General features: G+C 70.3%; 17 protein-coding genes and 1 pseudogene. 9 read left to right on the forward strand and 9 right to left on the reverse strand.

The annotated features are described in order from the left end of the window. Positions 1-109: 109 nt before the first annotated feature. Entirely contained in the window at positions 110-640 is a 531-nt protein-coding gene (locus ACFYYJ_RS01125; protein WP_385359784.1) for a DUF2617 family protein, read from the reverse strand. A 270-nt stretch (positions 641-910) separates the two neighbouring features. Between ACFYYJ_RS01125 and ACFYYJ_RS01130 the strand changes: the two genes are divergently transcribed. From ACFYYJ_RS01130 to ACFYYJ_RS01140, 3 genes are all read left to right on the forward strand, one after another. Next, positions 911-1072 carry a hypothetical protein gene (locus ACFYYJ_RS01130; protein ID WP_385359783.1) on the forward strand — a complete coding sequence of 54 codons (162 nt, stop codon included), beginning with the start codon at positions 911-913 and terminating at the stop codon, positions 1070-1072. Positions 1073-1357: 285 nt separating this feature from the next. Further along, complete coding sequence (locus tag ACFYYJ_RS01135; protein WP_385359781.1) at positions 1358-2548, forward strand: pyridoxal phosphate-dependent aminotransferase; 1191 nt, start codon at positions 1358-1360, stop codon at positions 2546-2548. A 117-nt stretch (positions 2549-2665) separates the two neighbouring features. Beyond that, entirely contained in the window at positions 2666-3859 is a 1194-nt protein-coding gene (locus tag ACFYYJ_RS01140) for a hypothetical protein (RefSeq protein WP_385131052.1), read from the forward strand. A 4-nt stretch (positions 3860-3863) separates the two neighbouring features. On the opposite strand, the gene ACFYYJ_RS01145 is transcribed toward ACFYYJ_RS01140, so the two are convergent. Continuing rightward, a complete protein-coding gene (locus ACFYYJ_RS01145) occupies positions 3864-4403 on the reverse strand; it encodes a YbjN domain-containing protein (RefSeq protein WP_385131055.1) in 540 nt (179 codons plus the stop codon). Positions 4404-4521: 118 nt separating this feature from the next. Here ACFYYJ_RS01145 and ACFYYJ_RS01150 point away from each other — a divergent pair, with 118 nt between their 5' ends. After that, positions 4522-4986: a hypothetical protein gene (locus tag ACFYYJ_RS01150; protein ID WP_389127587.1), complete on the forward strand. Its 465-nt coding sequence runs from the start codon at positions 4522-4524 to the stop codon at positions 4984-4986. An 80-nt stretch (positions 4987-5066) separates the two neighbouring features. On the opposite strand, the gene clpB is transcribed toward ACFYYJ_RS01150, so the two are convergent. Beyond that, on the reverse strand, positions 5067-7667 hold the full coding sequence (gene clpB, locus ACFYYJ_RS01155) for an ATP-dependent chaperone ClpB (protein WP_385359776.1): 2601 nt from the start codon (positions 7665-7667) through the stop codon (positions 5067-5069). Between the two features lie 130 nt (positions 7668-7797). Here clpB and ACFYYJ_RS01160 point away from each other — a divergent pair, with 130 nt between their 5' ends. Further along, positions 7798-8211 (forward strand): pyridoxamine 5'-phosphate oxidase family protein, encoded by a 414-nt coding sequence (locus tag ACFYYJ_RS01160; protein ID WP_389127589.1) that lies wholly within the window; start codon positions 7798-7800, stop codon positions 8209-8211. Positions 8212-8370: 159 nt separating this feature from the next. Here ACFYYJ_RS01160 and ACFYYJ_RS01165 read toward each other — a convergent pair whose 3' ends face one another. After that, positions 8371-8652, reverse strand: a complete 282-nt coding sequence (locus tag ACFYYJ_RS01165) for a (2Fe-2S)-binding protein (RefSeq protein WP_051734285.1) — start codon at positions 8650-8652, stop codon at positions 8371-8373. 353 nt (positions 8653-9005) lie between these two features. Between ACFYYJ_RS01165 and ACFYYJ_RS01170 the strand changes: the two genes are divergently transcribed. Further along, the gene (locus ACFYYJ_RS01170; protein WP_385131067.1) at positions 9006-10049 is read left to right on the forward strand and encodes a helix-turn-helix transcriptional regulator; all 1044 of its coding nucleotides are present in this window, start codon (positions 9006-9008) and stop codon (positions 10047-10049) included. Between the two features lie 97 nt (positions 10050-10146). On the opposite strand, the gene ACFYYJ_RS01175 is transcribed toward ACFYYJ_RS01170, so the two are convergent. The 4 genes from ACFYYJ_RS01175 to dnaK are packed head-to-tail and all read right to left on the reverse strand — an operon-like array spanning position 10147 to position 14368. Continuing rightward, a complete protein-coding gene (locus ACFYYJ_RS01175; protein WP_385131069.1) occupies positions 10147-10617 on the reverse strand; it encodes a heat shock protein transcriptional repressor HspR in 471 nt (156 codons plus the stop codon). Between the two features lie 2 nt (positions 10618-10619). Beyond that, positions 10620-11807: a molecular chaperone DnaJ gene (dnaJ, locus tag ACFYYJ_RS01180; protein WP_384580352.1), complete on the reverse strand. Its 1188-nt coding sequence runs from the start codon at positions 11805-11807 to the stop codon at positions 10620-10622. A 39-nt stretch (positions 11808-11846) separates the two neighbouring features. Then, on the reverse strand, positions 11847-12524 hold the full coding sequence (grpE, locus tag ACFYYJ_RS01185) for a nucleotide exchange factor GrpE (RefSeq protein WP_385131072.1): 678 nt from the start codon (positions 12522-12524) through the stop codon (positions 11847-11849). Next, positions 12524-14368 (reverse strand): molecular chaperone DnaK, encoded by a 1845-nt coding sequence (gene dnaK / locus ACFYYJ_RS01190; protein WP_385131075.1) that lies wholly within the window; start codon positions 14366-14368, stop codon positions 12524-12526. The genes grpE and dnaK overlap by 1 nt, the downstream gene beginning before the upstream one ends. A 243-nt stretch (positions 14369-14611) precedes the next feature. Between dnaK and ACFYYJ_RS01195 the strand changes: the two genes are divergently transcribed. Beyond that, positions 14612-15142 carry a sugar transferase gene (locus tag ACFYYJ_RS01195; RefSeq protein WP_389127593.1) on the forward strand — a complete coding sequence of 177 codons (531 nt, stop codon included), beginning with the start codon at positions 14612-14614 and terminating at the stop codon, positions 15140-15142. A gap of 110 nt (positions 15143-15252) precedes the next feature. Further along, positions 15253-17502 (forward strand): annotated as a pseudogene (locus ACFYYJ_RS01200) ((Fe-S)-binding protein); the annotation flags it as partial. A gap of 627 nt (positions 17503-18129) precedes the next feature. Here ACFYYJ_RS01200 and ACFYYJ_RS01205 read toward each other — a convergent pair. Then, on the reverse strand, positions 18130-19137 hold the full coding sequence (locus ACFYYJ_RS01205) for a hypothetical protein (RefSeq protein ID WP_389127595.1): 1008 nt from the start codon (positions 19135-19137) through the stop codon (positions 18130-18132). 260 nt (positions 19138-19397) lie between these two features. Here ACFYYJ_RS01205 and ACFYYJ_RS01210 point away from each other — a divergent pair, with 260 nt between their 5' ends. Further along, positions 19398-20300: a Yip1 family protein gene (locus ACFYYJ_RS01210; protein WP_389127597.1), complete on the forward strand. Its 903-nt coding sequence runs from the start codon at positions 19398-19400 to the stop codon at positions 20298-20300. Positions 20301-20407: the final 107 nt, after the last annotated feature.

Below are 20407 nucleotides of genomic sequence, written 5' to 3' on the forward strand. Positions count from 1 at the left end.
GCACCCGGTCACCCACATGGGTGCAAGTGGCGTACTGATCCACCCGGTTGGCGTAACCGCGGAGCGGGCGCCCGCGCCCCGAACAACAGATCTAGAGCAGTGCGGGGGATTACGTGGGCACGGGCGCCGGGGCGCCCATCCGCACGCCGACGCGCGTACGGGTGGCCACCAGTTGGCCCTCCTGGGGGTACGCGTGCCAAGTGCGCCACCGCACCTGCCCCTCCCAGCGCTGCGCGAGCATGGCGGTGAAGGCGTGCGGGCTGCCCGGGAAGGTTCCCGCGAGCCCGTTCGGGTGATCCGCCACCAGGGCGAGCAGTTCCTGCGCCCGCCCCGCGAAGGACCCGCGGGAGAGGGTCTCGACGCGCGCGGCGAACTCGTACTCCCAGTCGCCCACCCGCTTCGCGACGCCGAGCGGCAGCGGCGTGCTGCTGCCGGGCATGCAGGCGACCGTCTCCGAGCAGAGCACCTCGCCCTCCTCCAGGAGTACCTGATGGGAGGCCCCGAGCAGACGCAACTCCACTTTGGCGTCAGCCAGTTCGAGGTTCAGTACGGCCAGGGCGGGCAGCCGGTCCCGTCCCAGGGCCCAGGCGAGATCGGCGGCACGCGTGTCGGTGTAGGAGGTCTGGAGGGTCGTGAGCATGAGTCGGCTCCGCAAACGCGCGAGGGAGATGGCCGGGGTCCGCCGGCGGTAGGCAACGGGCGGGGGGACACCGGCACGGGTCCACAGGAAGTCCGGGTGGGTCCGAGGACTGGTCTACTCAACCGAGGGAATCATGAAAGGCACGGCACTCACAGCGTTTTTACCCAACTTGACGTGGTTTACATCCCCCCGGGGGCTCCACAGTTCAGGTGTTCAACCGGCCGGCGCCGGCGCGTCGCGGTGCGGTGGTCGACGAGAGGGCGCCCGGCGGTGTCAGGACCGCCGGGCACCCCGCTCGCCGCGGTGCCCGCTGCCCCGTGTCAGCTGGAACCGCCGCACCCACCGCCGCCGCCACAGGAGGACGACGAGCCGCAGGAGGACGAGGAACCGCAGGAGGACGAGCCGCCGCAGGAGGAGCCGGATCCGGAGTGACCCCCCGCCCACCAGCTCCTGCTGCTGCTCGAACCCGAGCCGTATCCGGAGCCCGAGCCGGAGCCCGAGTACCCCTTCATGAACCCCCGGATTGCCATGACCACTACGAAGATGAAGACGAAGACGGCAAGGCCCACCACAAGGACGAACGTCATGGTGGTCACCTCCTCTCTCACACCCCGGTCCTCCCGGGGAGCGGGATCCCCTCGTCCCGCGTGCAGGGTGGATGCCCCCGGGCCACGCGGCCCAAAGCACACTTGAGCAAGTCCAGAGGTTGCCCGCAGGATGGCGCCCATGAGCGCACCCGTGAGCAGCGACCGCCCCTTCCTGAACCGCCGTCTGGCGGCCTTCGGCACCACGATCTTCGCGGAGATGTCGGCGCTGGCCGCCCGCACCGGCTCGATCAACCTGGGCCAGGGCTTCCCCGACACCGACGGCCCGGCGGCCATCGCCGAGGCCGCCTCCCGCGCGGTCCTCACGGGTCTCGGCAACCAGTACCCGCCCGGCCCCGGCGTCCCCGAGCTGCGCACCGCGATCGCCGCCCACCAGCAGCGCTTCTACGGCCTGTCCTACGACCCCGACACCGAGGTGCTGGTCACCGCGGGGGCCACCGAGGCCATCGCCGCCTCCCTCCTGGCCCTCCTGGAACCGGGCGACGAGGTCATCGCCCTGGAGCCGTACTACGACTCGTACGCGGCCTGCATCGCCATGGCCGGTGCGGTCCGCGTCCCCGTCACGCTGCGCCCGCACGCCGGGACCTTCGCCCTCGACCTCGACGAACTGCGCGCCGCCGTCACCCCGCGCACCCGGCTGCTGCTGCTCAACACCCCGCACAACCCGACGGGCACCGTCCTGACCGGCGAGGAGCTGGCCGCGATCGCCGCCCTCGCCGTGGAGCGCGACCTCCTCGTCGTCACGGACGAGGTGTACGAGCACCTGGTCTTCGAAGGCGTCCACACCCCGCTGGCCGGGCTGCCGGGCATGCGCGAGCGCACGGTCACCATCTCCTCGGCCGGCAAGACCTTCTCCTTCACCGGCTGGAAGGTCGGCTGGGTCACCGCGCCCCCGGAGCTGGTCACGGCGGTCCGCTCGGCGAAGCAGTTCCTCACCTACGTGTCCTCGGGCCCCTTCCAGTACGCGATCGCCGAGGCCCTCGCCCTGCCCGACGCCTACTACGACGGCTTCCGCGCCGACCTGGCCGCCAAGCGCGACCTGCTCTCCGAGGGGCTGGCGGCGGCCGGGTTCGAGGTCTTCCGCCCGCAGGGCACCTACTTCATCACCACCGACATCACCCCGCTGGGCGAGAAGGACGGCCTCGCCTTCTGCCGCGCCCTGCCCGAGCGCTGCGGGGTCGTCGCCATCCCCAACCAGGTCTTCTACGACGACACGGCCGCCGGGGCCACCCAGGTCCGCTGGGCCTTCTGCAAGCGGACCGATGTGCTCCAGGAGGCGGTTTCCCGCCTGCGTGCGCTCTAGGGCATTCGTGCGTGCTTGCGAGGTGGCTGAGGCCGATGTGAAGCTGTCGGTGCGAACGTGCCCGAAGCCACTCACGACGCCGTGAGGGGAACCATCACGAGCCGAAAGTCGGGACACATGGCAACGGGCAGAGCGACGGTGACCTCGTCGCCCCTGGAGATCCGCGCGCTCAAAGTCGTTCGGTCCGCCGCGCCGACGAGCCTCATCGCACTCGCCCTGTTCGCCGCCGTACGCGGGGCCGGCGTGCTGGTGCTCGTCATCGGGTCCTGGTGGGCCGGGCGCTCTCCCATGAAGGTGCTCGGGGTCTCCTGGGACTCCGTCTGGTACCTGAAGATCGCCGCGAACGGCTACGGGCGGACCCAGATGTGGCCCAGCCCCCACGCCACCGGCACCGGGCTGATCCAGAGCGACTTCGCCTTCTTCCCGCTCTACCCGACGCTGATACGGCTCCTCGGCTCCGTGCTGCCCGGCGGGCTCGTCCCCGCCGGGATCCTCATCGCCTGGGTGTCGGCCGCCGTGGCCGCCGTCGGGGTGTACAAGATCGGCGAGATGGTCATCGGCCCGCGGGCCGGGCTGCTGCTCGTGGGGCTCTGGGCGGCCCTCCCGCACGCGGTGGTGCTGTCCCTGGCCTATACCGAGGCCCTGCTGGCCGCGCTCGCCGCCTGGGCCCTGTACGCCCTGCTGCGGGGGCGCTGGCTGTGGGCCGCCGGCCTCGCCGTGCTCGCCGGGCTGACCCGGCCCACGGGGCTGGCGGTCGCGGCCGCCGTGTCGGCCATGGCGCTCCACGCGATCGTCGTACGGAAGTCCCGCGCGCCCGAGGTGTGGGCGGCCGGGCTGCTGGCGCCGGCGGGCTGGGCCGCGTACGTCCTGGCCGTCGGGGTGCACGTGGGCGATCCCCTCGGCGGCTACTTCGCCGTGCAGCGGAACTGGGGGTCGAGGTTCGACTTCGGCGTCGGGGCGCTGCGCTCGGCGGAACAGGTGCTGACCGGCGGGCACGTGCCGCTCGCCACCACCGTGACGGTGGTGCTGCTGTCCGTCGCGGGGCTGCTCGCGATGCTCCTCGTACTGGACCGGACGCCGCTGCCGCTGCTCGCCTACACCGGGATACTGCTGCTCATCGCCTTCGGCGGGGCCGGCTACTTCGAGTCGAAGCCGCGGTTCCTGCTGCCGGCGTTCCCGCTGCTGCTGCCGATGGCCGCCGTGATGGCCAGAGCCCGGCCGCGCACCGCGATCGTGGTGACCGCGGTGCTGGCCGGGCTCGGTTACGGCTACGGGCTGTACCTGTTGCTGGTCGCCCGCGTACCGCTGTAGCCGTCTAGTTGGTGTCGTCGCCTTCGCCGTCGTCCTCGGAGGAGTCGATCTCCTTCTCGAGGCCGAGCTGCTCGACGAGCCACTTGTCGAATTCGATGGAGGCGCGGACCCAGCTGACCGTGGAGGACACGAAGTGCTCCAGGTTGACGCCGGTGCCGATCAGCATCTGCGCCTCACCGATCAGACGGACCGAGCCGTCGTCGTGCGTGTGGCTGTAGACCTTCGGCCACAGGGTGCGGCGGTTCCAGTCGTCGATCGACTCGAGAAGCTGCGGCTTCTCGTCGATCTTGTGCGGACGGTCGTAGAAGGTCCGCACCGAGAAGACCTGCTGCTCGTCCTCGCCGCGGAACATGAAGTACGTGCGGAAGTCCTCCCACGGCGCCGCGAGGTCACCCTCGTCGTCGACGACGTACTTGAGCTCCATCTGCTCCAGAAGCTGCTTGACCAGATCCTGGTCGGGGACGACGGGGCCCGCCGGTCCTGAGGCCTGCGGTTCGGGCTGCTGCCCTCCGAAATTCGGAATCGAGGCCGGGTCGATGCTCACCGTGTTCTTCCCTTCGTGCGGATACCTGCATCCTCCCCCATCGCGCCCACCTTGTGTCCAGCCCCGCACGTACGATCCGCTCCGGGCGGAACGAGTAAGAACCGATCAAGGGGAATGCATGGCCACGCGCGGTGCGTCGAAGCAGGTCCTGGGGGTGGCGGTGGTCGTCGGCGTCGCCGCGGGCGCCGCGGTGCTGTGGTCGGTCGTGGGGGATCCGGACGACCCCGACGGGCCCCGGGGGACGGCCGACTGCGCGGAGGTCCTGGCATTCGCCCGGATGGCCCCTCCGGCGGACTTCCGGGACGGGAGGTGCGACCGGCGCACGACGGCGGACGGCCGCGCGACGGTCCTCGGCACGTTCCGCATGGAGCACGCCGACGTCGAGGCCTGGGTCGCGTCCTTCCCGAAGGCACCGGAGCCGGTCGCCTGCCCGGGGCCCCGTCCGGAGAACTACGACCCGGAGAGCGAGGGCTGCTTCACCCTGGCCCACGACACGCCGCAGCCCGGCCGGGCGGCCGGGCTGCGGCTGCGGATCACCCCGGAGGTCGGGACGACCGCGAAGGTCCGCTTCGACGCGTCCTGAGACGCCCTGAGACGTTCCGAGGCGTTCCGAGGCGTTCCGAGGCTTCCTGGGACGAGCCGAGCGGCTCGCGGCCGCCCCGCTCAGAGGGCCTTGCCGACCAGCAGGTCCTCGCCCGCCACGTCCACGCGCACGGTGTCGCCGTCGCGGACCTCTCCGGCCAGGATCTCCTTCGCCAGCCGGTCGCCGATCGCCGTCTGGATCAGGCGGCGCAGCGGCCGGGCACCGTACGCCGGGTCGTTGCCCTTGTCGGCCAGCCAGGCCAGCGCCTCGGGGGTGACGTCCAGGGTCAGGCGGCGGTCGGCCAGCCGCTTGGCGAGTCGGCCGATCTGGAGCTCGGCGATGTGCGCCAGCTCGTCCTCGCTCAGCGCGGAGAAGACCACCAGGTCGTCGAGGCGGTTGAGGAACTCCGGCTTGAAGCTGGCCCTGACCACGTCCAGGACCTGCTTCTTCTTCTCGTCCGCGGGTGTGACCGGGTTCATCAGGAACTGGCTGCCCAGGTTCGAGGTGAGGATCAGGATCGCGTTGCGGAAGTCCACGGTGCGGCCCTGGCCGTCCGTGAGGCGGCCGTCGTCGAGGACCTGGAGCAGGACGTCGAAGACCTCGGGGTGGGCCTTCTCCACCTCGTCCAGGAGGACGACGGAGTACGGGCGCCTGCGCACGGCCTCGGTGAGCTGGCCGCCCTCCTCGTAGCCGACGTACCCGGGCGGGGCGCCGACGAGGCGGGACACGCTGTGCTTCTCGCCGTACTCCGACATGTCGATGCGGACCATGGCCCGCTCGTCGTCGAAGAGGAAGTCGGCGAGGGCCTTGGCCAGCTCGGTCTTGCCGACGCCGGTGGGGCCGAGGAAGAGGAAGGAGCCGGTCGGGCGGTCCGGGTCGGCGATGCCGGCGCGGGTGCGGCGCACGGCGTCCGAGACGGCCCGCACGGCCTCGGTCTGGCCGATCAGCCGGCGGCCCAGCTCGTCCTCCATGCGGAGCAGCTTCTGGGTCTCCCCTTCGAGGAGGCGGCCGGCCGGGATGCCGGTCCAGGCGCCGACCACGTCCGCGATGTCGTCGGGGCCGACCTCGTCCTTGACCATGCTGTCCTTGGCCGCACCGGCCTTGGAGGCCTCCTCCTCGGCCTCGGTGGCCTCCGCGAGCTCGCGCTCCAGGGCCGGGATCTCCCCGTAGAGCAGCTTGGAGGCGGAGTCGAAGTCGCCGTCGCGCTGCGCGCGCTCGGCCTGCCCGCGCAGCTCGTCCAGGCGCTCCTTGAGCTCGCCGACCCGGTTGAGGGACTGCTTCTCCTTCTCCCAGCGGGCGGTCAGGCCGCGCAGCTCCTCCTCCTTGTCGGCGAGGTCCTTGCGGATCTTGTCGAGGCGTTCGCGGGAGGCCGGGTCCGACTCGTTGTTCAGCGCCAGCTCCTCCATCCGCAGCCGGTCGACGGAGCGCTGGAGCTCGTCGATCTCCACGGGTGAGGAGTCGATCTCCATGCGCAGCCGGGACGCGGCCTCGTCGACGAGGTCGATGGCCTTGTCGGGGAGGAAGCGGGAGGTGATGTACCGGTCGGAGAGGGTCGCGGCGGCGACCAGCGCGCTGTCGTTGATGACCACCTTGTGGTGGGCCTCGTAGCGGCCCTTGAGCCCGCGCAGGATGGCGATGGTGTCCTCGACGGACGGCTCGGCGACCAGCACCTGCTGGAAGCGGCGCTCCAGCGCCGGGTCCTTCTCGATGCGCTCGCGGTACTCGTCGAGGGTGGTCGCGCCGACCATGCGCAGCTCGCCGCGGGCCAGCATGGGCTTGAGCATGTTGCCCGCGTCCATGGCGGAGTCGCCGCCGGCGCCCGCGCCGACGACGGTGTGCAGCTCGTCGATGAAGGTGATGATCTGGCCCTCGCTCGACTTGATCTCGGCGAGGACGGTCTTGAGGCGCTCCTCGAATTCGCCGCGGTACTTGGCGCCGGCGACCATCGCACCGAGGTCGAGGGAGACGAGGCGCTTGTTCTTGAGGGACTCGGGGACGTCGCCCTTGACGATGCGCTGGGCCAGGCCCTCGACGACGGCGGTCTTGCCGACGCCGGGCTCGCCGATGAGCACCGGGTTGTTCTTGGTGCGGCGCGAGAGCACCTGGACGACGCGGCGGATCTCGTGGTCGCGGCCGATGACCGGGTCGAGCTTGCCGTCGCGGGCGGCGGCCGTGAAGTCGGTGCCGAACTTCTCCAGGGCCTTGTACTGGCCCTCCGGGTCGGGGGTGGTCACCCGCCGTGCTCCTCGTGCGTTCTGGAAGGCGTCGAGCAGCTTCTTCGCCGTCGCGCCCTGGGCGGAAAGGACCTCACCGGCCGCGCCGCCCTTGGCGGCGACGGCGATGAGCAGGTGTTCGGTGGAGAGGTACTCGTCGCCGAGCTTGCCCGCCTCCGCGTCGGCCTCGGCGAGGACGGCGAGCAGGTCGCGGCTGGGCTGCGGGGGCGCGACGGTGGAGCCGGTGACGCTGGGGAGGGCGGCGAGCAGCCTTTCGGCGCCGGCCCGGACGGCCGCCTGGTCGGCGTCGGTGGCGACCAGCAGGTCGATGACGTTCTCGTTGTCCTCGCCGGCGAGCAGTGCCAGCAGCAGGTGTGCGGGGGTCAGGTCGGCGTGGCCGTCCTTGACGGCCCTGCTGGTCGCCGCGTTCAGGGCGTCCCGGCTCTTGTTGGTCAGCTCGGCGTCCACTGCGTCTTCTCCTCTCCGGAGGGCTACACGGTTCGTGCGGACAAGAATTCTGACAGGATCAGCGTATGCAAACTTGAGTCTATTCCACTCAAGGACGATTCGGGGCCGGTCTGCCCGTACCCTTCGGGCCATGTCCCATGACGTACTCAACCCGACGCCCGAGTACCTCGCCTTCTGGCGGGAGCGGCACGTCTGCACCCTGACCACCTCGCGGCCCGACGGCTCTCCGCACGTGGTCCCGGTGGGCGTGACCTACGACCCGGAGGCCGGCCTGGCCCGGGTCATCAGCAACAAGCACAGCAAGAAGGTGCGCAACGTCCTCGCGGACCAGGCCGCCGAGCCGGGCGGGGCCCGGGTCGCGGTCTGCCAGATGGAGGGGCGCCGCTGGGCGACGCTGGAGGGGCGCGCGGTGATCCGCACGGACGAGGCCTCGGTCGCCGAGGCCGTGGCGCGCTACGCGCAGCGGTACGGGCGCACTCCCTCGCCCAATCCCGACCGGGTGGTCCTGGAGATCACCCTGGAACGGGCGATGGGCCGGGCCTGAGCGAAAGCGGAGGGGTGCGGGCCGGAAATCGTCCCGCGCATATTGTCCCGTTCAACCACTGGACGGGGACATCACAACGGCGCCATCGTGGTCAGGTCCACGATGGCGCCGTTGTGTGGGGGTAGCACCTGAGCGATCTGGAACGACGGGGGAATCGCGTCAGGCACTGCGGGGGGTGGCGGTGGTGATATCGGGTTCGAAGAGCTGGTGGTCGCGCTGATCGAGATTGACGAAGACCATTCCGTAGCGCACCTCGCAGCGGACGGGCTGCGGCGCGCCGCGCGGCCGGCGCAGGCACCTGTAGGCACGTACGTCCTCGTCCTCCTCGCGCACGATGACGATCGGCTGTCCGAAGAGCGTGACCATCAACGAGTCGCCAGGGTGGGGGATGGCCGTGGCGAGGTCGATGAACTGCCAGCCGGATCGGTAGGCAGAGGCCATTTCGCGGCGGAAGCCGCGGTCGTCGGGGGTCACGCCGCCCTCCCTCCGGCCACGGGGACGCCGTCCGTACGCATGGGGCTCGAATCCCATCCACTGTCCAGCCGCCCGGCCTGTACGCTGTCCCACCCGCTGTCGACCGGGCTGTTCGCCTGGGTTGCGACGGCTCCGAGGCCCGCGCCGATCAGCCCCCCGAAGCCCACGGTCGAGAAGATGACGGTGGCAAGCGTCGAGCGAAGCATTCTTCTGTACATGGTCGGCTTCGTCCTAACTTGATGAAATCCTCTCCCCCGCGAACTAGACGATGGCTCATTCGGGCACGTCGATGCCACAGGGACGATGCATCATGTTCTTGCATGTTCAGGACCCTGGGGGGTGGAGATTTGCCTCAAAGCAGCACGAAAACGACACATCACCACTCCATTGCAGACCTGTGCCCCGAGGGCACCCGTCTGTACGCGAAGGCGCTCGGCGCCGGCCGGATCGCGCGCGCAGACGTGCAAGCGGCCCCCTGCCTGCTCGAATTCGCACTGCTCCACCCCGATCCTGACGACGCGAACCTGCTGCGCCCGGTTCCCCCGTCCGTCGCACTCGCACAGCGTCTTCACCCCATCGAGCGGGAGATCCAGGACCGGCGCCGGCATTCCATCGAACTCGCCGAAGCTTTCGAGCCCTTCCTCGCCATCAGCACGCAGATGCCGCCCAACGCGGACGCCATCACCGTGCTGGAGGGGTTCGACCGCATCAACCTGGCGCTCAACCTCGCCACCGCCGACTGCCGCACCGAGATGCTGACCATCCAGCCCGGTGGCGCCCGCAGCGCGCCGGCCCTCACCCAGGCCCTGCAGCGCGACCAGCCGCTGACCGACCGGGGGGTCAGCATACGCACGCTGTACCAGCACACCGTCCGGCACAGCCCCGGCACCCTCGCGTACGTGGAGCACATTTCCCCTGGAAAGGTGGAAGTCCGCACCCTGGAGCAGCTGATCCCGCGGCTGATTGTCTTCGATCGCACGGTCGCCTTCATCCCGGCGAGCGACGACCGCAGCGTGGCCCTGGAACTGCGTCACCCCGGGCTGGTCGAGTACCTCATCAGGGTCTTCGAGGCACTGTGGCACCTCGCCACACCGCTCACCGAGCAGGTGACGTACGACCCCATGCCGTCGGGCATCTCCGGCGTGCAGCGCACCATCGCCCAACTCCTCATCGAGGGGCACGTGGACGAGGCCATCGCGCGCCGGCTGGGGATGAACGTACGCACCTGCCGCGCGCACATCGCGAAGCTCGCCACCGCCCTGGGCAGCGGCAGCCGCGCCCAACTCGGCTTCCTCATCGCCCAGTCCGGCATCCTGGGCCGACCCGAGGACCCCACCAAGCCCGACGAGGGCCCGGTGGCCTGAACGGCGGCCGCCGCGCACGGAACGCGAGAAGGGCCCCCGGTCGGACGGCTGTCCGGTCCGGGGGCCCTTCTCGTACGCGGACGTCCGCGAGGTGCGCTCAGTCCATCGGACGCTTCGGTGCCGGGCGCCACACCACCAGGGCGTTGCCCGGCTGCGGGGGCTGGTACGGGACCAGGTCGCGGCGGTAGGAGGCGTGGACCTGGGCCTCGCGCTGCTGGAGGACCGCCGCCGCGCCGTCGACCGCCGCGGAGAGCTCGGCCACGCGCTGCTGGAGCGCGGCGACCTGGTTCTCCAGCTCGATGATCCGCTTGATGCCCGCCAGGTTGATGCCCTCGTCCTGGGACAGCGCCTGCACCGTGCGGAGCAGTTCGATGTCCCTGGCCGAATACCGACGGCCGCGCCCGGCCGTACGGTCCGGGGAGACCAGGCCGAGGCGGTCGTACTGGCGGAGGGTCTGCGGATGCAGGCCCGAGAGCTGGGCGGCCACCGAGATCACGTAGACCGGGGTCTCGTCGGTGAGCTGGTAGCCCCCGCCCAGGCGGGAGGACTGTCGTCGGCGGCCGTCCATGGTCATGCTCCCTTCGCGGACTCGAACAGCGCGGAGCGCGGGTCCTCGGACTCCGTCGCCTCGCGGTACATCTCCAGCGCCTCGCGCGCCTTGTCCGACAGCTGCGACGGCACCGCGACCTCGACGGTGACCAGCAGGTCGCCGCGGGTGCCGTCCTTGCGGACCGCGCCCTTGCCGCGGGCCCGCATGGTGCGGCCGCCCGGAGTGCCCGGCGGCAGCTTCAGCGTCACCGAGGGGCCGTTCAGGGTCGGCACCTTGATGTCGGCGCCCAGGGCGGCCTCGGCGAAGGTCACCGGGACGGTCACCGTCAGGTTGTCGTCCTTGCGGCCGAACACCGGGTGTGAGCCGACGTGCACGACGACGTAGAGGTCGCCGGCGGGACCGCCGCGCTCGCCCGGCGCGCCCTTGCCGCGCAGCCGGATCCGCTGGCCGTCGGAGACGCCCGCCGGGATCCGGACCTGCATGGTGCGGGAGGACTTGGCACGACCGCTGCCCTTGCAGACGTCACAGGGGGTCTCCGCGATCAGGCCGCGGCCCTTGCAGTCGGCGCACGGGTCGGTCAGCGAGAAGCCGCCGCCGCTCCCCCGGGAGACCTGGCCGGTGCCGACGCACGTCGGGCACACGCGGGGCGTGCCGTTCTTGTCGCCGGTGCCCGCACAGGCCTTGCAGGGCGCCTGGGAGGACATCCGGAGCGGGACCGTGGCCCCGTCCACCGCCTCCGTGAAGGAGAGGGTGACCTCGGACTCGATGTCCTGGCCGCGGCGCGGCTGGGTCCGGGTGCCCGGACCCGCCGTGCCGCCCCGGCCGCCGAAGAGGCCGCCGAAGACGTCACCCAGGCCGCCGCCGAAACCGCCGGCCCCGGCGCCACCCGGCTGGGTGCCGCCGAAGAGGTCGCCCAGGTCGAAGTTGAACGAGCCGCCGCCCGCGCCGGGACCGGGGCGGAAGCCACCGTTCCCGAACAGCGCGCGGGCCTCGTCGTACTCCTTGCGCTTCTTCGGGTCGCCGAGGATGTCGTTCGCCTCGGAGATCTCCTTGAAGCGCTCCTCGGCCGAGGAGTCGCCCTTGTTGGCGTCCGGGTGGAACTCGCGGGCGAGCTTCCGGTACGCCTTCTTGATCTCGGCCTCGGTGGCGTCCTTCGGGACACCGAGGACCTTGTAGTAGTCCTTCTCGACGAAGTCCTTCGTGTTCATCCCCGGTGTCCCTCCTCCCGTGCCACTACTGGTTCAAGCTCAGCCGTTGTCGGCTGCATCCGCGTCCTTGTCGGACGACGCGTCGCCTTCCGACGACTCGGACTTGGGGGCCGCGCCCGGCTGGGGCTCGGCCACCGCGACCCGTGCGGGACGGATCGTACGCTCGCCGATCCGGTACCCCGGCTGCAGGATCGCCACGCAGGTCGTCTCGGTGACGTCCGGCGCGTACGAGTGCATCAGGGCCTCGTGGACCGTCGGGTCGAAGGGCTCGCCCTCCTTGCCGAACTGCTGCAGACCCATCTTGGCGGCGACCGTCTCCAGCGATTCGGCCACCGACTTGAAGCCGCCGACCAGCTCGCCATGTTCCCGCGCCCGGCCGATGTCGTCCAGGGTCGGGAGCAGCTCCGTCAGGAGGGACGCGACCGCGATCTCCTTGACGGTGATCCGGTCCCGCTCCACCCGGCGGCGGTAGTTCTGGTACTCCGCCTGGAGCCGCTGGAGGTCCGCGGTGCGCTCGGAGAGCGCCGTACGGGCCTGGTCCAGCTGCGCCAGAAGGGCCGTTTCCTGGCCTGCGGCCTGTGCTGCTGCGCTGTCGTCCCCGGCCGGGGCCGCCGTGTCCTTGGCGGACTCGGCGGACTCGGCGGCCTTCGACTCCTCGGGCTTGCCGTCGGCGGGGACTTCGGGCTTCTCCTCGAAGCCCGGGGTCTCCTCCGACATCAGGCAGCGCCGCCCTTCGGCTTCTCGTCGTCGACGATCTCGGCGTCGACGACGTCGTCGTCGGCGGCCTTGTCCTGGGCACCCGCGGCGCCGGCGGCACCCTGGGCGGCCTGCGCGTCGGCGTAGATCGCCTGGCCCAGCTTCTGGCTGACCGCGGCGAGCTTCTCGGTCGCGGTGCGGATCTCGGCGGTGTCCTCGCCCTTGAGCTTGTCCTTCAGCTCGGCGACGGCGGTCTCGACCTCGGCCTTGACCTCGGCCGGGACCTTGTCCTCGTTGTCCTTGACGAACTTCTCCGTCTGGTAGACGAGCTGCTCGCCCTGGTTGCGGGACTCGGCCGCCTCCTTGCGACGGAGGTCCTCGTCCGCGTACTGCTCCGCCTCCTGGCGCATGCGGTCGACCTCGTCCTTGCCGAGCGAAGAGCCGCCGGTGACGGTCATCTTCTGCTCCTTGCCCGTGCCGAGGTCCTTCGCGGTCACGTGCATGATGCCGTTCGCGTCGATGTCGAAGGAGACCTCGATCTGCGGGACGCCACGCGGGGCCGGCGGCAGGCCGGTCAGCTCGAACATGCCGAGCTTCTTGTTGTACGCCGCGATCTCGCGCTCGCCCTGGTAGACCTGGATCTGCACGGACGGCTGGTTGTCCTCGGCCGTCGTGAAGATCTCGGACCGCTTGGTCGGGATCGTGGTGTTGCGCTCGATGAGCTTGGTCATGATGCCGCCCTTGGTCTCGATGCCGAGGGACAGCGGGGTCACGTCGAGGAGCAGGACGTCCTTGACCTCACCCTTGAGGACACCGGCCTGGAGGGTGGCGCCGATGGCGACGACCTCGTCCGGGTTGACGCCCTTGTTGGCGTCCTGACCGCCGGTGAGCTCCTTGACGAGCTCGGCGACGGCCGGCATGCGGGTGGAGCCGCCGACCAGGACCACGTGGTCGATCTCGGACAGGTTGATGCCCGCGTCCTTGATGACGTTGTGGAACGGGGTCTTGCAGCGGTCGAGCAGGTCCGCGGTCAGCTGCTGGAACTGGGAGCGCGTGAGCTTCTCGTCCAGGTGCAGCGGGCCCTCGGCGGAGGCCGTGATGTACGGCAGGTTGATCGAGGTCTCCGTGGAGGAGGACAGCTCGATCTTCGCCTTCTCGGCGGCCTCGCGCAGGCGCTGGAGCGCCATCTTGTCCTTGGAGAGGTCCACGCCGTGGCCGCCCACGAACTGCTTCACCAGGTAGTCGACGACGCGCTGGTCCCAGTCGTCGCCACCGAGGTGGTTGTCACCGTTGGTGGCCTTGACCTCGACGACGCCGTCGCCGATCTCCAGGAGCGACACGTCGAAGGTGCCGCCACCGAGGTCGAAGACGAGGATGGTCTGGTCGTCCTTGTCGAGACCGTAGGCCAGGGCGGCGGCCGTCGGCTCGTTGACGATGCGCAGGACGTTCAGGCCCGCGATCTCGCCGGCCTCCTTCGTCGCCTGACGCTCGGAGTCGTTGAAGTAGGCCGGGACGGTGATGACCGCGTCCGTGACCTTCTCACCCAGGTAGGCCTCGGCGTCGCGCTTCAGCTTCTGCAGGATGAAGGCGCTCATCTGCTGCGGGTTGAAGTCCTTGCCATCCAGGTTGATCTTCCAGTCAGTGCCCATGTGGCGCTTGACGGAGCGGATGGTCCGGTCCACGTTCGTGACCGCCTGGCGCTTGGCCACCTCGCCGACGAGGACCTCGCCGTTCTTGGCGAAGGCGACGACGGACGGCGTGGTCCTGGCGCCCTCGGCGTTGGTGATGACGGTGGGCTCGCCGCCTTCCAGAACGCTGACGACGGAGTTAGTGGTGCCCAGGTCGATGCCGACCGCACGTGCCATTTTGATTCCTCCAGCTGACTTGAGTGGAACAGACTCAACCATGACTCATCGCGGCGCGCACGTCAACAGAACTGAGTCGAGTCGACTCAACCTTTAGGCCGCCCTTACACGCAACCCTGCCGAATCAAGCCCGCCGGCGCTTGAGGCGCGGGGTCCGGGGCGGAGCCCCGGCGGCGCAGCCGAACGGGTCACCCGGCCGCGCGGCACCCACCCCCGCCGGGAGGCGTACGGCACGGTGCTGGCATGGCAACGTCCCTCATCGCCCGGTCAGTACCACGGCCGGCCAGGCCCTCGGCGAAGCGGGTGTTCGACCTGCTCGGCGCGGCCGCCCTGCTGGCCCTGTGCGCCGTACCGCTCGCGCTGGCCGCCGGACTGCTCTGCGCGACCCAGGGCGGGCGGGTCTTCGTACGGGAGCCCGCGGCGGGGCTGTCGGGGCGGCCGTTCCGGACCTGGAGGTTCCGCACGGCGCCGGCGGGCCGCACCGGAGCGGCGGTCGAGCGCTGCGCCCTCGACGCGCTGCCCCAGCTGCTCAACGTGCTCCGCGGGGAGATGTCCCTCGTCGGCCCGCGCCCGGAATCCCGCACCGATCGCGCCGACAGACTGCTCGTACGTCCCGGAATGACCGGCTTGTGGCAGGTCAGCGCGCGCTCCGACCTGCCCTGGGAGGAGATGGCCCTGCTCGACCGGCATTATGTGGAGAACCATTGGCTCGGGATGGACCTGGCGATCCTCGCGCAGACCCCTCGGGCGGCCTTGCGGCAAAGGCTCGCCTGAGCGACACAGATCACCGCACGCTCGGCTACATTGCGGCGTCGGGAATGGGTAACCTCAAGCCTTGACTTCATAAGTTACCGCTTAGTAAGTGCTGCCCGAGGAGCCCGCCCATGCAACTCGCCGCGATCATCGTGTCGCTGGTCATCACGGTGGTAGCCGTCGCGCTGTTCGGCCGTGCCATCGCGCAGATCTACAGATTCGTGCGCCTCGGCCAGCCTGTGCCCGCGGGCACGCGCACCGGCGACCCCACGCAGCGCACCATCACCCTGGTCAAGGAATTCCTCGGCCACACCCGCATGAACCGCTGGGGCATCGTCGGCTTCGCCCACTGGTTCGTGGCGGTGGGCTTCTTCTCGCTGCTGCTGACGATCGTCAACGCCTTCGGCCAGCTCTTCCAGGCCGACTGGCTGATCCCGATCATCGGCGACTGGCTGCCGTACGAGATCTTCACCGAGTTCCTCGGCCTGATGACCGTGCTCGGCATCGTCACCCTGATCGTCATCCGGCAGCTGAGCCGGCCGAGCAAGGCGGGCCGCAAGTCCCGCTTCGCGGGGTCCAAGACGGGCCAGGCGTACTTCGTCGAGGCCGTCATCCTGATCGTCGGCGTCTGCATCATGACGCTGCGCGCACTGGAGGGCGTCCAGCACCACGTCGACGGCTGGGAGCCGGGCTTCTTCGCCTCGTACCCGCTGATCGCCGCCTTCGACGGGCTGAGCCTGGGCACGATCCAGCACCTCACGTACTTCTTCGCGGCCCTCAAGATCGTCACGTCCTTCACCTGGATGATCACGGTCTCGCTGAACACCAACATGGGTGTCGCCTGGCACCGCTTCCTCGGTTTCCCGAACATCTGGTTCAAGCGCAACGCGGACGGCGCGACCGCGCTGGGCGCGCTCCAGCCGATGACCAGCGGTGGCAAGGAGATCGACTTCGAGGAGCCGGGCGAGGACGACGTCTTCGGCGTCTCCCAGGTCGAGCAGTTCTCCTGGAAGGGCATCCTCGACTTCTCCACGTGCACCGAGTGCGGCCGCTGCCAGTCGCAGTGCCCCGCCTGGAACACCGGCAAGCCCCTCTCCCCGAAGCTCCTGATCATGTCGCTGCGCGACCACGCGCACGCCAAGGCCCCGTACCTGCTGGCCGGCGGCGGCAAGACGATGGAGGGCGAGGAGAAGGCGTCGGCGGAGCAGCTGAAGGACGTCCCGGCGGCCGCCCTGGCCGAGGCCGAGCGCCCGCTGATCGGCACCGCCGAGGAGAACGGCGTCATCGACCCGGACGTGCTGTGGTCCTGCACGACCTGCGGTGCGTGCGTGGAGCAGTGCCCGGTCGACATCGAGCACATCGACCACATCGTCGACATGCGCCGCTACCAGGTGATGATCGAGAGCGCGTTCCCGTCGGAGGCGGGCACGATGCTCAAGAACCTGGAGAAGAAGGGCAACCCCTGGGGCCTGGCGAAGAAGCAGCGCGTCGAGTGGACCAAGGAGGTGGACTTCGAGGTCCCGATCATCGGGAAGGACGCGGAGGACCTCTCCGAGTTCGACTACCTCTACTGGGTCGGCTGCGCCGGCGCCCTGGAGGACCGGGCCAAGAAGACCACGAAGGCCTTCGCGGAGCTCCTGAACATCGCGGGCGTCAAGTTCGCGATCATGGGCGGCGACGAGAAGTGCACCGGTGACTCGCCGCGCCGCCTGGGCAACGAGCCGCTGTTCCAGCAGCTGGGCCAGGAGAACGTGGCCATGCTGAACATGGCGTTCGGCGAGGACGACGACGACCCGGAGACGAAGAAGCCGAAGTCGGCGAAGCGGATCGTCTCGACCTGCCCGCACTGCTTCAACACCATCGCGAACGAGTACCCGCAGCTCGGCGGCGAGTACGAGGTCATCCACCACACGCAGCTGCTCCAGCACCTGATCGACGAGGGCCGGCTGACGCCGGTGACTCCGGTCGACGGTCTGATCACGTACCACGACCCGTGCTACCTGGGCCGCCACAACAAGGTCTACACGCCGCCGCGCGAGATCATGTCGGCCGTTCCTGGCCTGCGGCAGCAGGAGATGCACCGCCACAAGGAGCGGGGCTTCTGCTGTGGCGCCGGTGGTGCGCGGATGTGGATGGAAGAGCGCATCGGCAAGCGCATCAACAACGAGCGCGTGGACGAGGCCCTGTCCCTGAACCCGGACATCGTCTCCACCGCCTGCCCGTTCTGCCTGGTCATGCTGACCGACTCGGTCAACGGCAAGAAGAACGAGGGCCAGGCCAAGGAGTCCGTCCAGGTGGTGGACGTGGCCCAGCTGCTCCTGGAGTCGGTGAAGGCCCCGGGCCCGACGGAGGCCGAACTGGCCGAGGCCGCTGCCGCCGAAGCCGCTGCCGCGGAGGCCGCTGCCAAGGCCGAGGCGGAAGCGAAGGCCAAGGCCGAGGCGGACGCCAAGGCCAAGGCCGAGGCGGACGCCAAGGCCAAGGCGGAGGCCGAAGCGAAGGCGGAAGCCGAGGCCAAGGCGGAGGCCGAAGCGGACGCCAAGGCCAAGGCCGAGGCCGAAGCGAAGGCGGAAGCCGAGGCCAAGGCGGAGGCCGAGCCGGAATCCGAGGCCAAGGCCGAGGTAGCGGCGGAGCCTGTGGCTCCCGCGGCGGAGGTGGAGGCCGAGGCCCCCGCGGCCGAGGCGGAAGCCGCCGCCGAGCCGGAGGCGAAGCCCGAGACCGAGGCTGAGGCCAAGGCCAAGGACGAGGCCGAGCCGGCGACGGCGGACGACGACGCCGAGGCGAAGCCCGGGGCGGTCAAGGCCGAGGACACCAAGTAGGCCCTGGGTTCCACCCGCACCACACCGGAACGGCCGGTCCCCCACCCGGGGGGCCGGCCGTTCCGGCATGTCCGGCGCCCCGCGAGGGGGCCGGCCGGGCCGCGACGCGTTCCACCCGGCCCCACAGGGGTCCCCGGTCCGCCCCCGGGGCCCGGGAGGGGCGGCGGGTTCGGAGGAGCGGGAGTCCGGGGGTCAGGTGCGGTTGCGGCGGAGCATCGCGAAGCCCAGGCCCGCCGCGCCGACCGCGGCCATGCCGCCGCCCGCGGCCGGCAGCAGCAGGGTGTCGGAGTCCGCCGTGGCGACCCCTTCCGCACCCGCCTTGACCCCGCCCTTCGGGACGATCCGCTCGACGGCCGGCTTGGCGACGTCCTTCGCGACGTCCACCTTCCCGGTCTCCCGCTTCGTATCGCGCTTCGTGTCGCGCTTCGCATCCACCGTGTACTTCTCGATCAGCCTGCCGTTGAAGTCGTACACCCAGCTGTTCCCGCCGCCCCTGCCGTCGATGACGACGAACTTCACGCGCTTGCCGTCCCGGACGAGCTCGTACGTCCAGCCGTCGTTCTGCACGCTCGGGCGCTCCAGGTCGATCGTGCCGAGAGCGTTCCCGTTCGGCATGGAGATGTGGACGCGCTTGCCGTTCGGGCCGTCGACCAGCTTCGCGATCCGCCCGTCCGGCATGGTCAGCCGGACCGAGCTCTCCTTCTTGACCTCCGGCTTCGGCTTCTCGGCGCCCTCGACCCACGAGGTCACGGTGCCGTTCGGCTGGAGCACCACGTGCAGGCCATTGCTCCGGCCGTACGTCGCGGCCCCGCCCTTGCTGACCAGCGTGTCCAGCTTCGTCCTGCCGGAGAAGATGTCCGCCTCGAAGTGGTTGTCGGAGATCTTGTAGACCTTGGCGATCGAGCCGTCCGCCAGCTTCACGGTCGTGACGTACGCCCGCACACTCAGCTTCGGCTTCTCGACCGGCTTCTCCACCGGCTTCTCGGACGGCTTCACCGGCGGCTGGATCTCCGGCTTCACCGACGGGTCCACCGGCGGCTCGACCGACGGCTGCTCGATCCCCGGCAGTACCTGCGGCTCGGGGACGGCCGGGGAGTCCGCGAAGGCAGAGCCCGCCGGGAGGGCCATGACGGCGGCCGCGCCGGTGACGACGGCGGCGGTGCGGAGGGCGGTACGGCGAGTGCGGGCAGTGCTGCGCATGACGGGCGGCTCTTCTCGTTCGTTCGTTGATTCGTTGATGCGTTCATTCGTTCAGCGACACTCACGAAGCTACGGACCCGATATGTGCGTATTCCGTCGACAACGTAACGAAGACCCGCAGAACCCGACGCAAACGCGTAAACCGGACAGCTCGGGGTCCCCCCGGACATCCCCTAGGGGATGTCACAGCTCAGCCGCAAAGGGTGCTTCTTTCCGCCGCCCGGTCACCGGACACCGCAGGACCAGGTACGTTCGATCACGTGGCTGGATTCAGGATCGGACGCGGCCGGGACAACAACCGCCCGCCCCAACAACCCCCGCAGCAGCAGCCGTACGGTCAGCAGCAACCGCAGCAGCCGTACGGCCGGCAGGCCTACCCTCCCGGCCCTCCGCCCCCGCAGCAGCAGTGGCCGCAGCCGGGCGCAGGCGGTGGGCACGGCGAGCCCGAGTACTTCGACCCGTACGGTCAGCAGCAACCGCAGCAGCCGTACGGCCACGGAGCGCCCGGACCGGGTTACACGAACGACAACCCGGGGCACACCCAGGTCTTCGCCTTCGGCGAGGACCCGTACGGCCAGGGCTCGACCTACCAGGCCGGTGCGGCCGCGGTGGCTCCCGCCGGGCCGCGACTGCCCTGGAAGGAACTGCTCCGCGGCATCGTGACCCGACCCGGGCAGACCTTCCTCCAGATGCGCGACCACGCCGTCTGGGGTCCGGCGCTGACCGTGACCTTCCTCTACGGCCTCCTCGCGGTCTTCGGCTTCGACGACGCCCGCAAGGACGTGATCAACGCGACCCTGTCGAAGGCCGTCCCGATCGTCCTGTCCGCCGGAGCCGCCTTCGTCATCTGCGGCCTGCTCCTGGGCGCGGTCACGCACACGCTGGCCCGCCAGATGGGCGGCGACGGGTCCTGGCAGCCGACCGTGGGCCTGTCGATGCTGGTCATGTCGCTGACCGACGCCCCGCGCCTGCTGTTCGCGGTGTTCCTGGGCGGGGACAACGGCCTGGTCCAGGTCCTCGGCTGGGCCACCTGGGTGGCGGCCGGTGCGCTCTTCACGTCGCTGATCAGCAAGTCGCACGACCTGCCGTGGCCGAAGGCCCTGGGCGCGTCCGCGATCCAGCTGATCGCCCTGCTGTCGATCATCAAGCTGGGCACGCTGTAGCCCTGCCGCACACGCCCCCGCACGCACGCGAAAAGGGCCCGCCGCGCGATCCTCCGCACGGCGGGCCCTTCCCTTTGCCCACGCCCGTGGAACTCCACGGGCGTGGA

Source organism: Streptomyces sp. NPDC002467 (assembly GCF_042889825.1).
Classification (GTDB): Bacteria; Actinomycetota; Actinomycetes; order Streptomycetales; family Streptomycetaceae; genus Streptomyces.

Excerpts from the sequence above, each read along its gene's own strand:
- ACFYYJ_RS01125 (WP_385359784.1), bottom strand. The coding sequence starts at position 640 with ATGCTCACGACCCTCCAGACCTCCTACACCGACACGCGTGCCGCCGAT.
- ACFYYJ_RS01135 (WP_385359781.1), top strand. The coding sequence starts at position 1,358 with ATGGCGCCCATGAGCGCACCCGTGAGCAGCGACCGCCCCTTCCTGAAC.
- ACFYYJ_RS01140 (WP_385131052.1), top strand. The coding sequence starts at position 2,666 with ATGGCAACGGGCAGAGCGACGGTGACCTCGTCGCCCCTGGAGATCCGC.
- ACFYYJ_RS01150 (WP_389127587.1), top strand. The coding sequence starts at position 4,522 with ATGGCCACGCGCGGTGCGTCGAAGCAGGTCCTGGGGGTGGCGGTGGTC.
- ACFYYJ_RS01160 (WP_389127589.1), top strand. The coding sequence starts at position 7,798 with ATGTCCCATGACGTACTCAACCCGACGCCCGAGTACCTCGCCTTCTGG.
- ACFYYJ_RS01165 (WP_051734285.1), bottom strand. The coding sequence starts at position 8,652 with ATGGCCTCTGCCTACCGATCCGGCTGGCAGTTCATCGACCTCGCCACG.
- ACFYYJ_RS01170 (WP_385131067.1), top strand. The coding sequence starts at position 9,006 with ATGTTCAGGACCCTGGGGGGTGGAGATTTGCCTCAAAGCAGCACGAAA.
- ACFYYJ_RS01175 (WP_385131069.1), bottom strand. The coding sequence starts at position 10,617 with ATGGACGGCCGCCGACGACAGTCCTCCCGCCTGGGCGGGGGCTACCAG.
- dnaJ (WP_384580352.1), bottom strand. The coding sequence starts at position 11,807 with ATGAACACGAAGGACTTCGTCGAGAAGGACTACTACAAGGTCCTCGGT.
- grpE (WP_385131072.1), bottom strand. The coding sequence starts at position 12,524 with ATGTCGGAGGAGACCCCGGGCTTCGAGGAGAAGCCCGAAGTCCCCGCC.
- dnaK (WP_385131075.1), bottom strand. The coding sequence starts at position 14,368 with ATGGCACGTGCGGTCGGCATCGACCTGGGCACCACTAACTCCGTCGTC.
- ACFYYJ_RS01195 (WP_389127593.1), top strand. The coding sequence starts at position 14,612 with ATGGCAACGTCCCTCATCGCCCGGTCAGTACCACGGCCGGCCAGGCCC.
- ACFYYJ_RS01205 (WP_389127595.1), bottom strand. The coding sequence starts at position 19,137 with ATGCGCAGCACTGCCCGCACTCGCCGTACCGCCCTCCGCACCGCCGCC.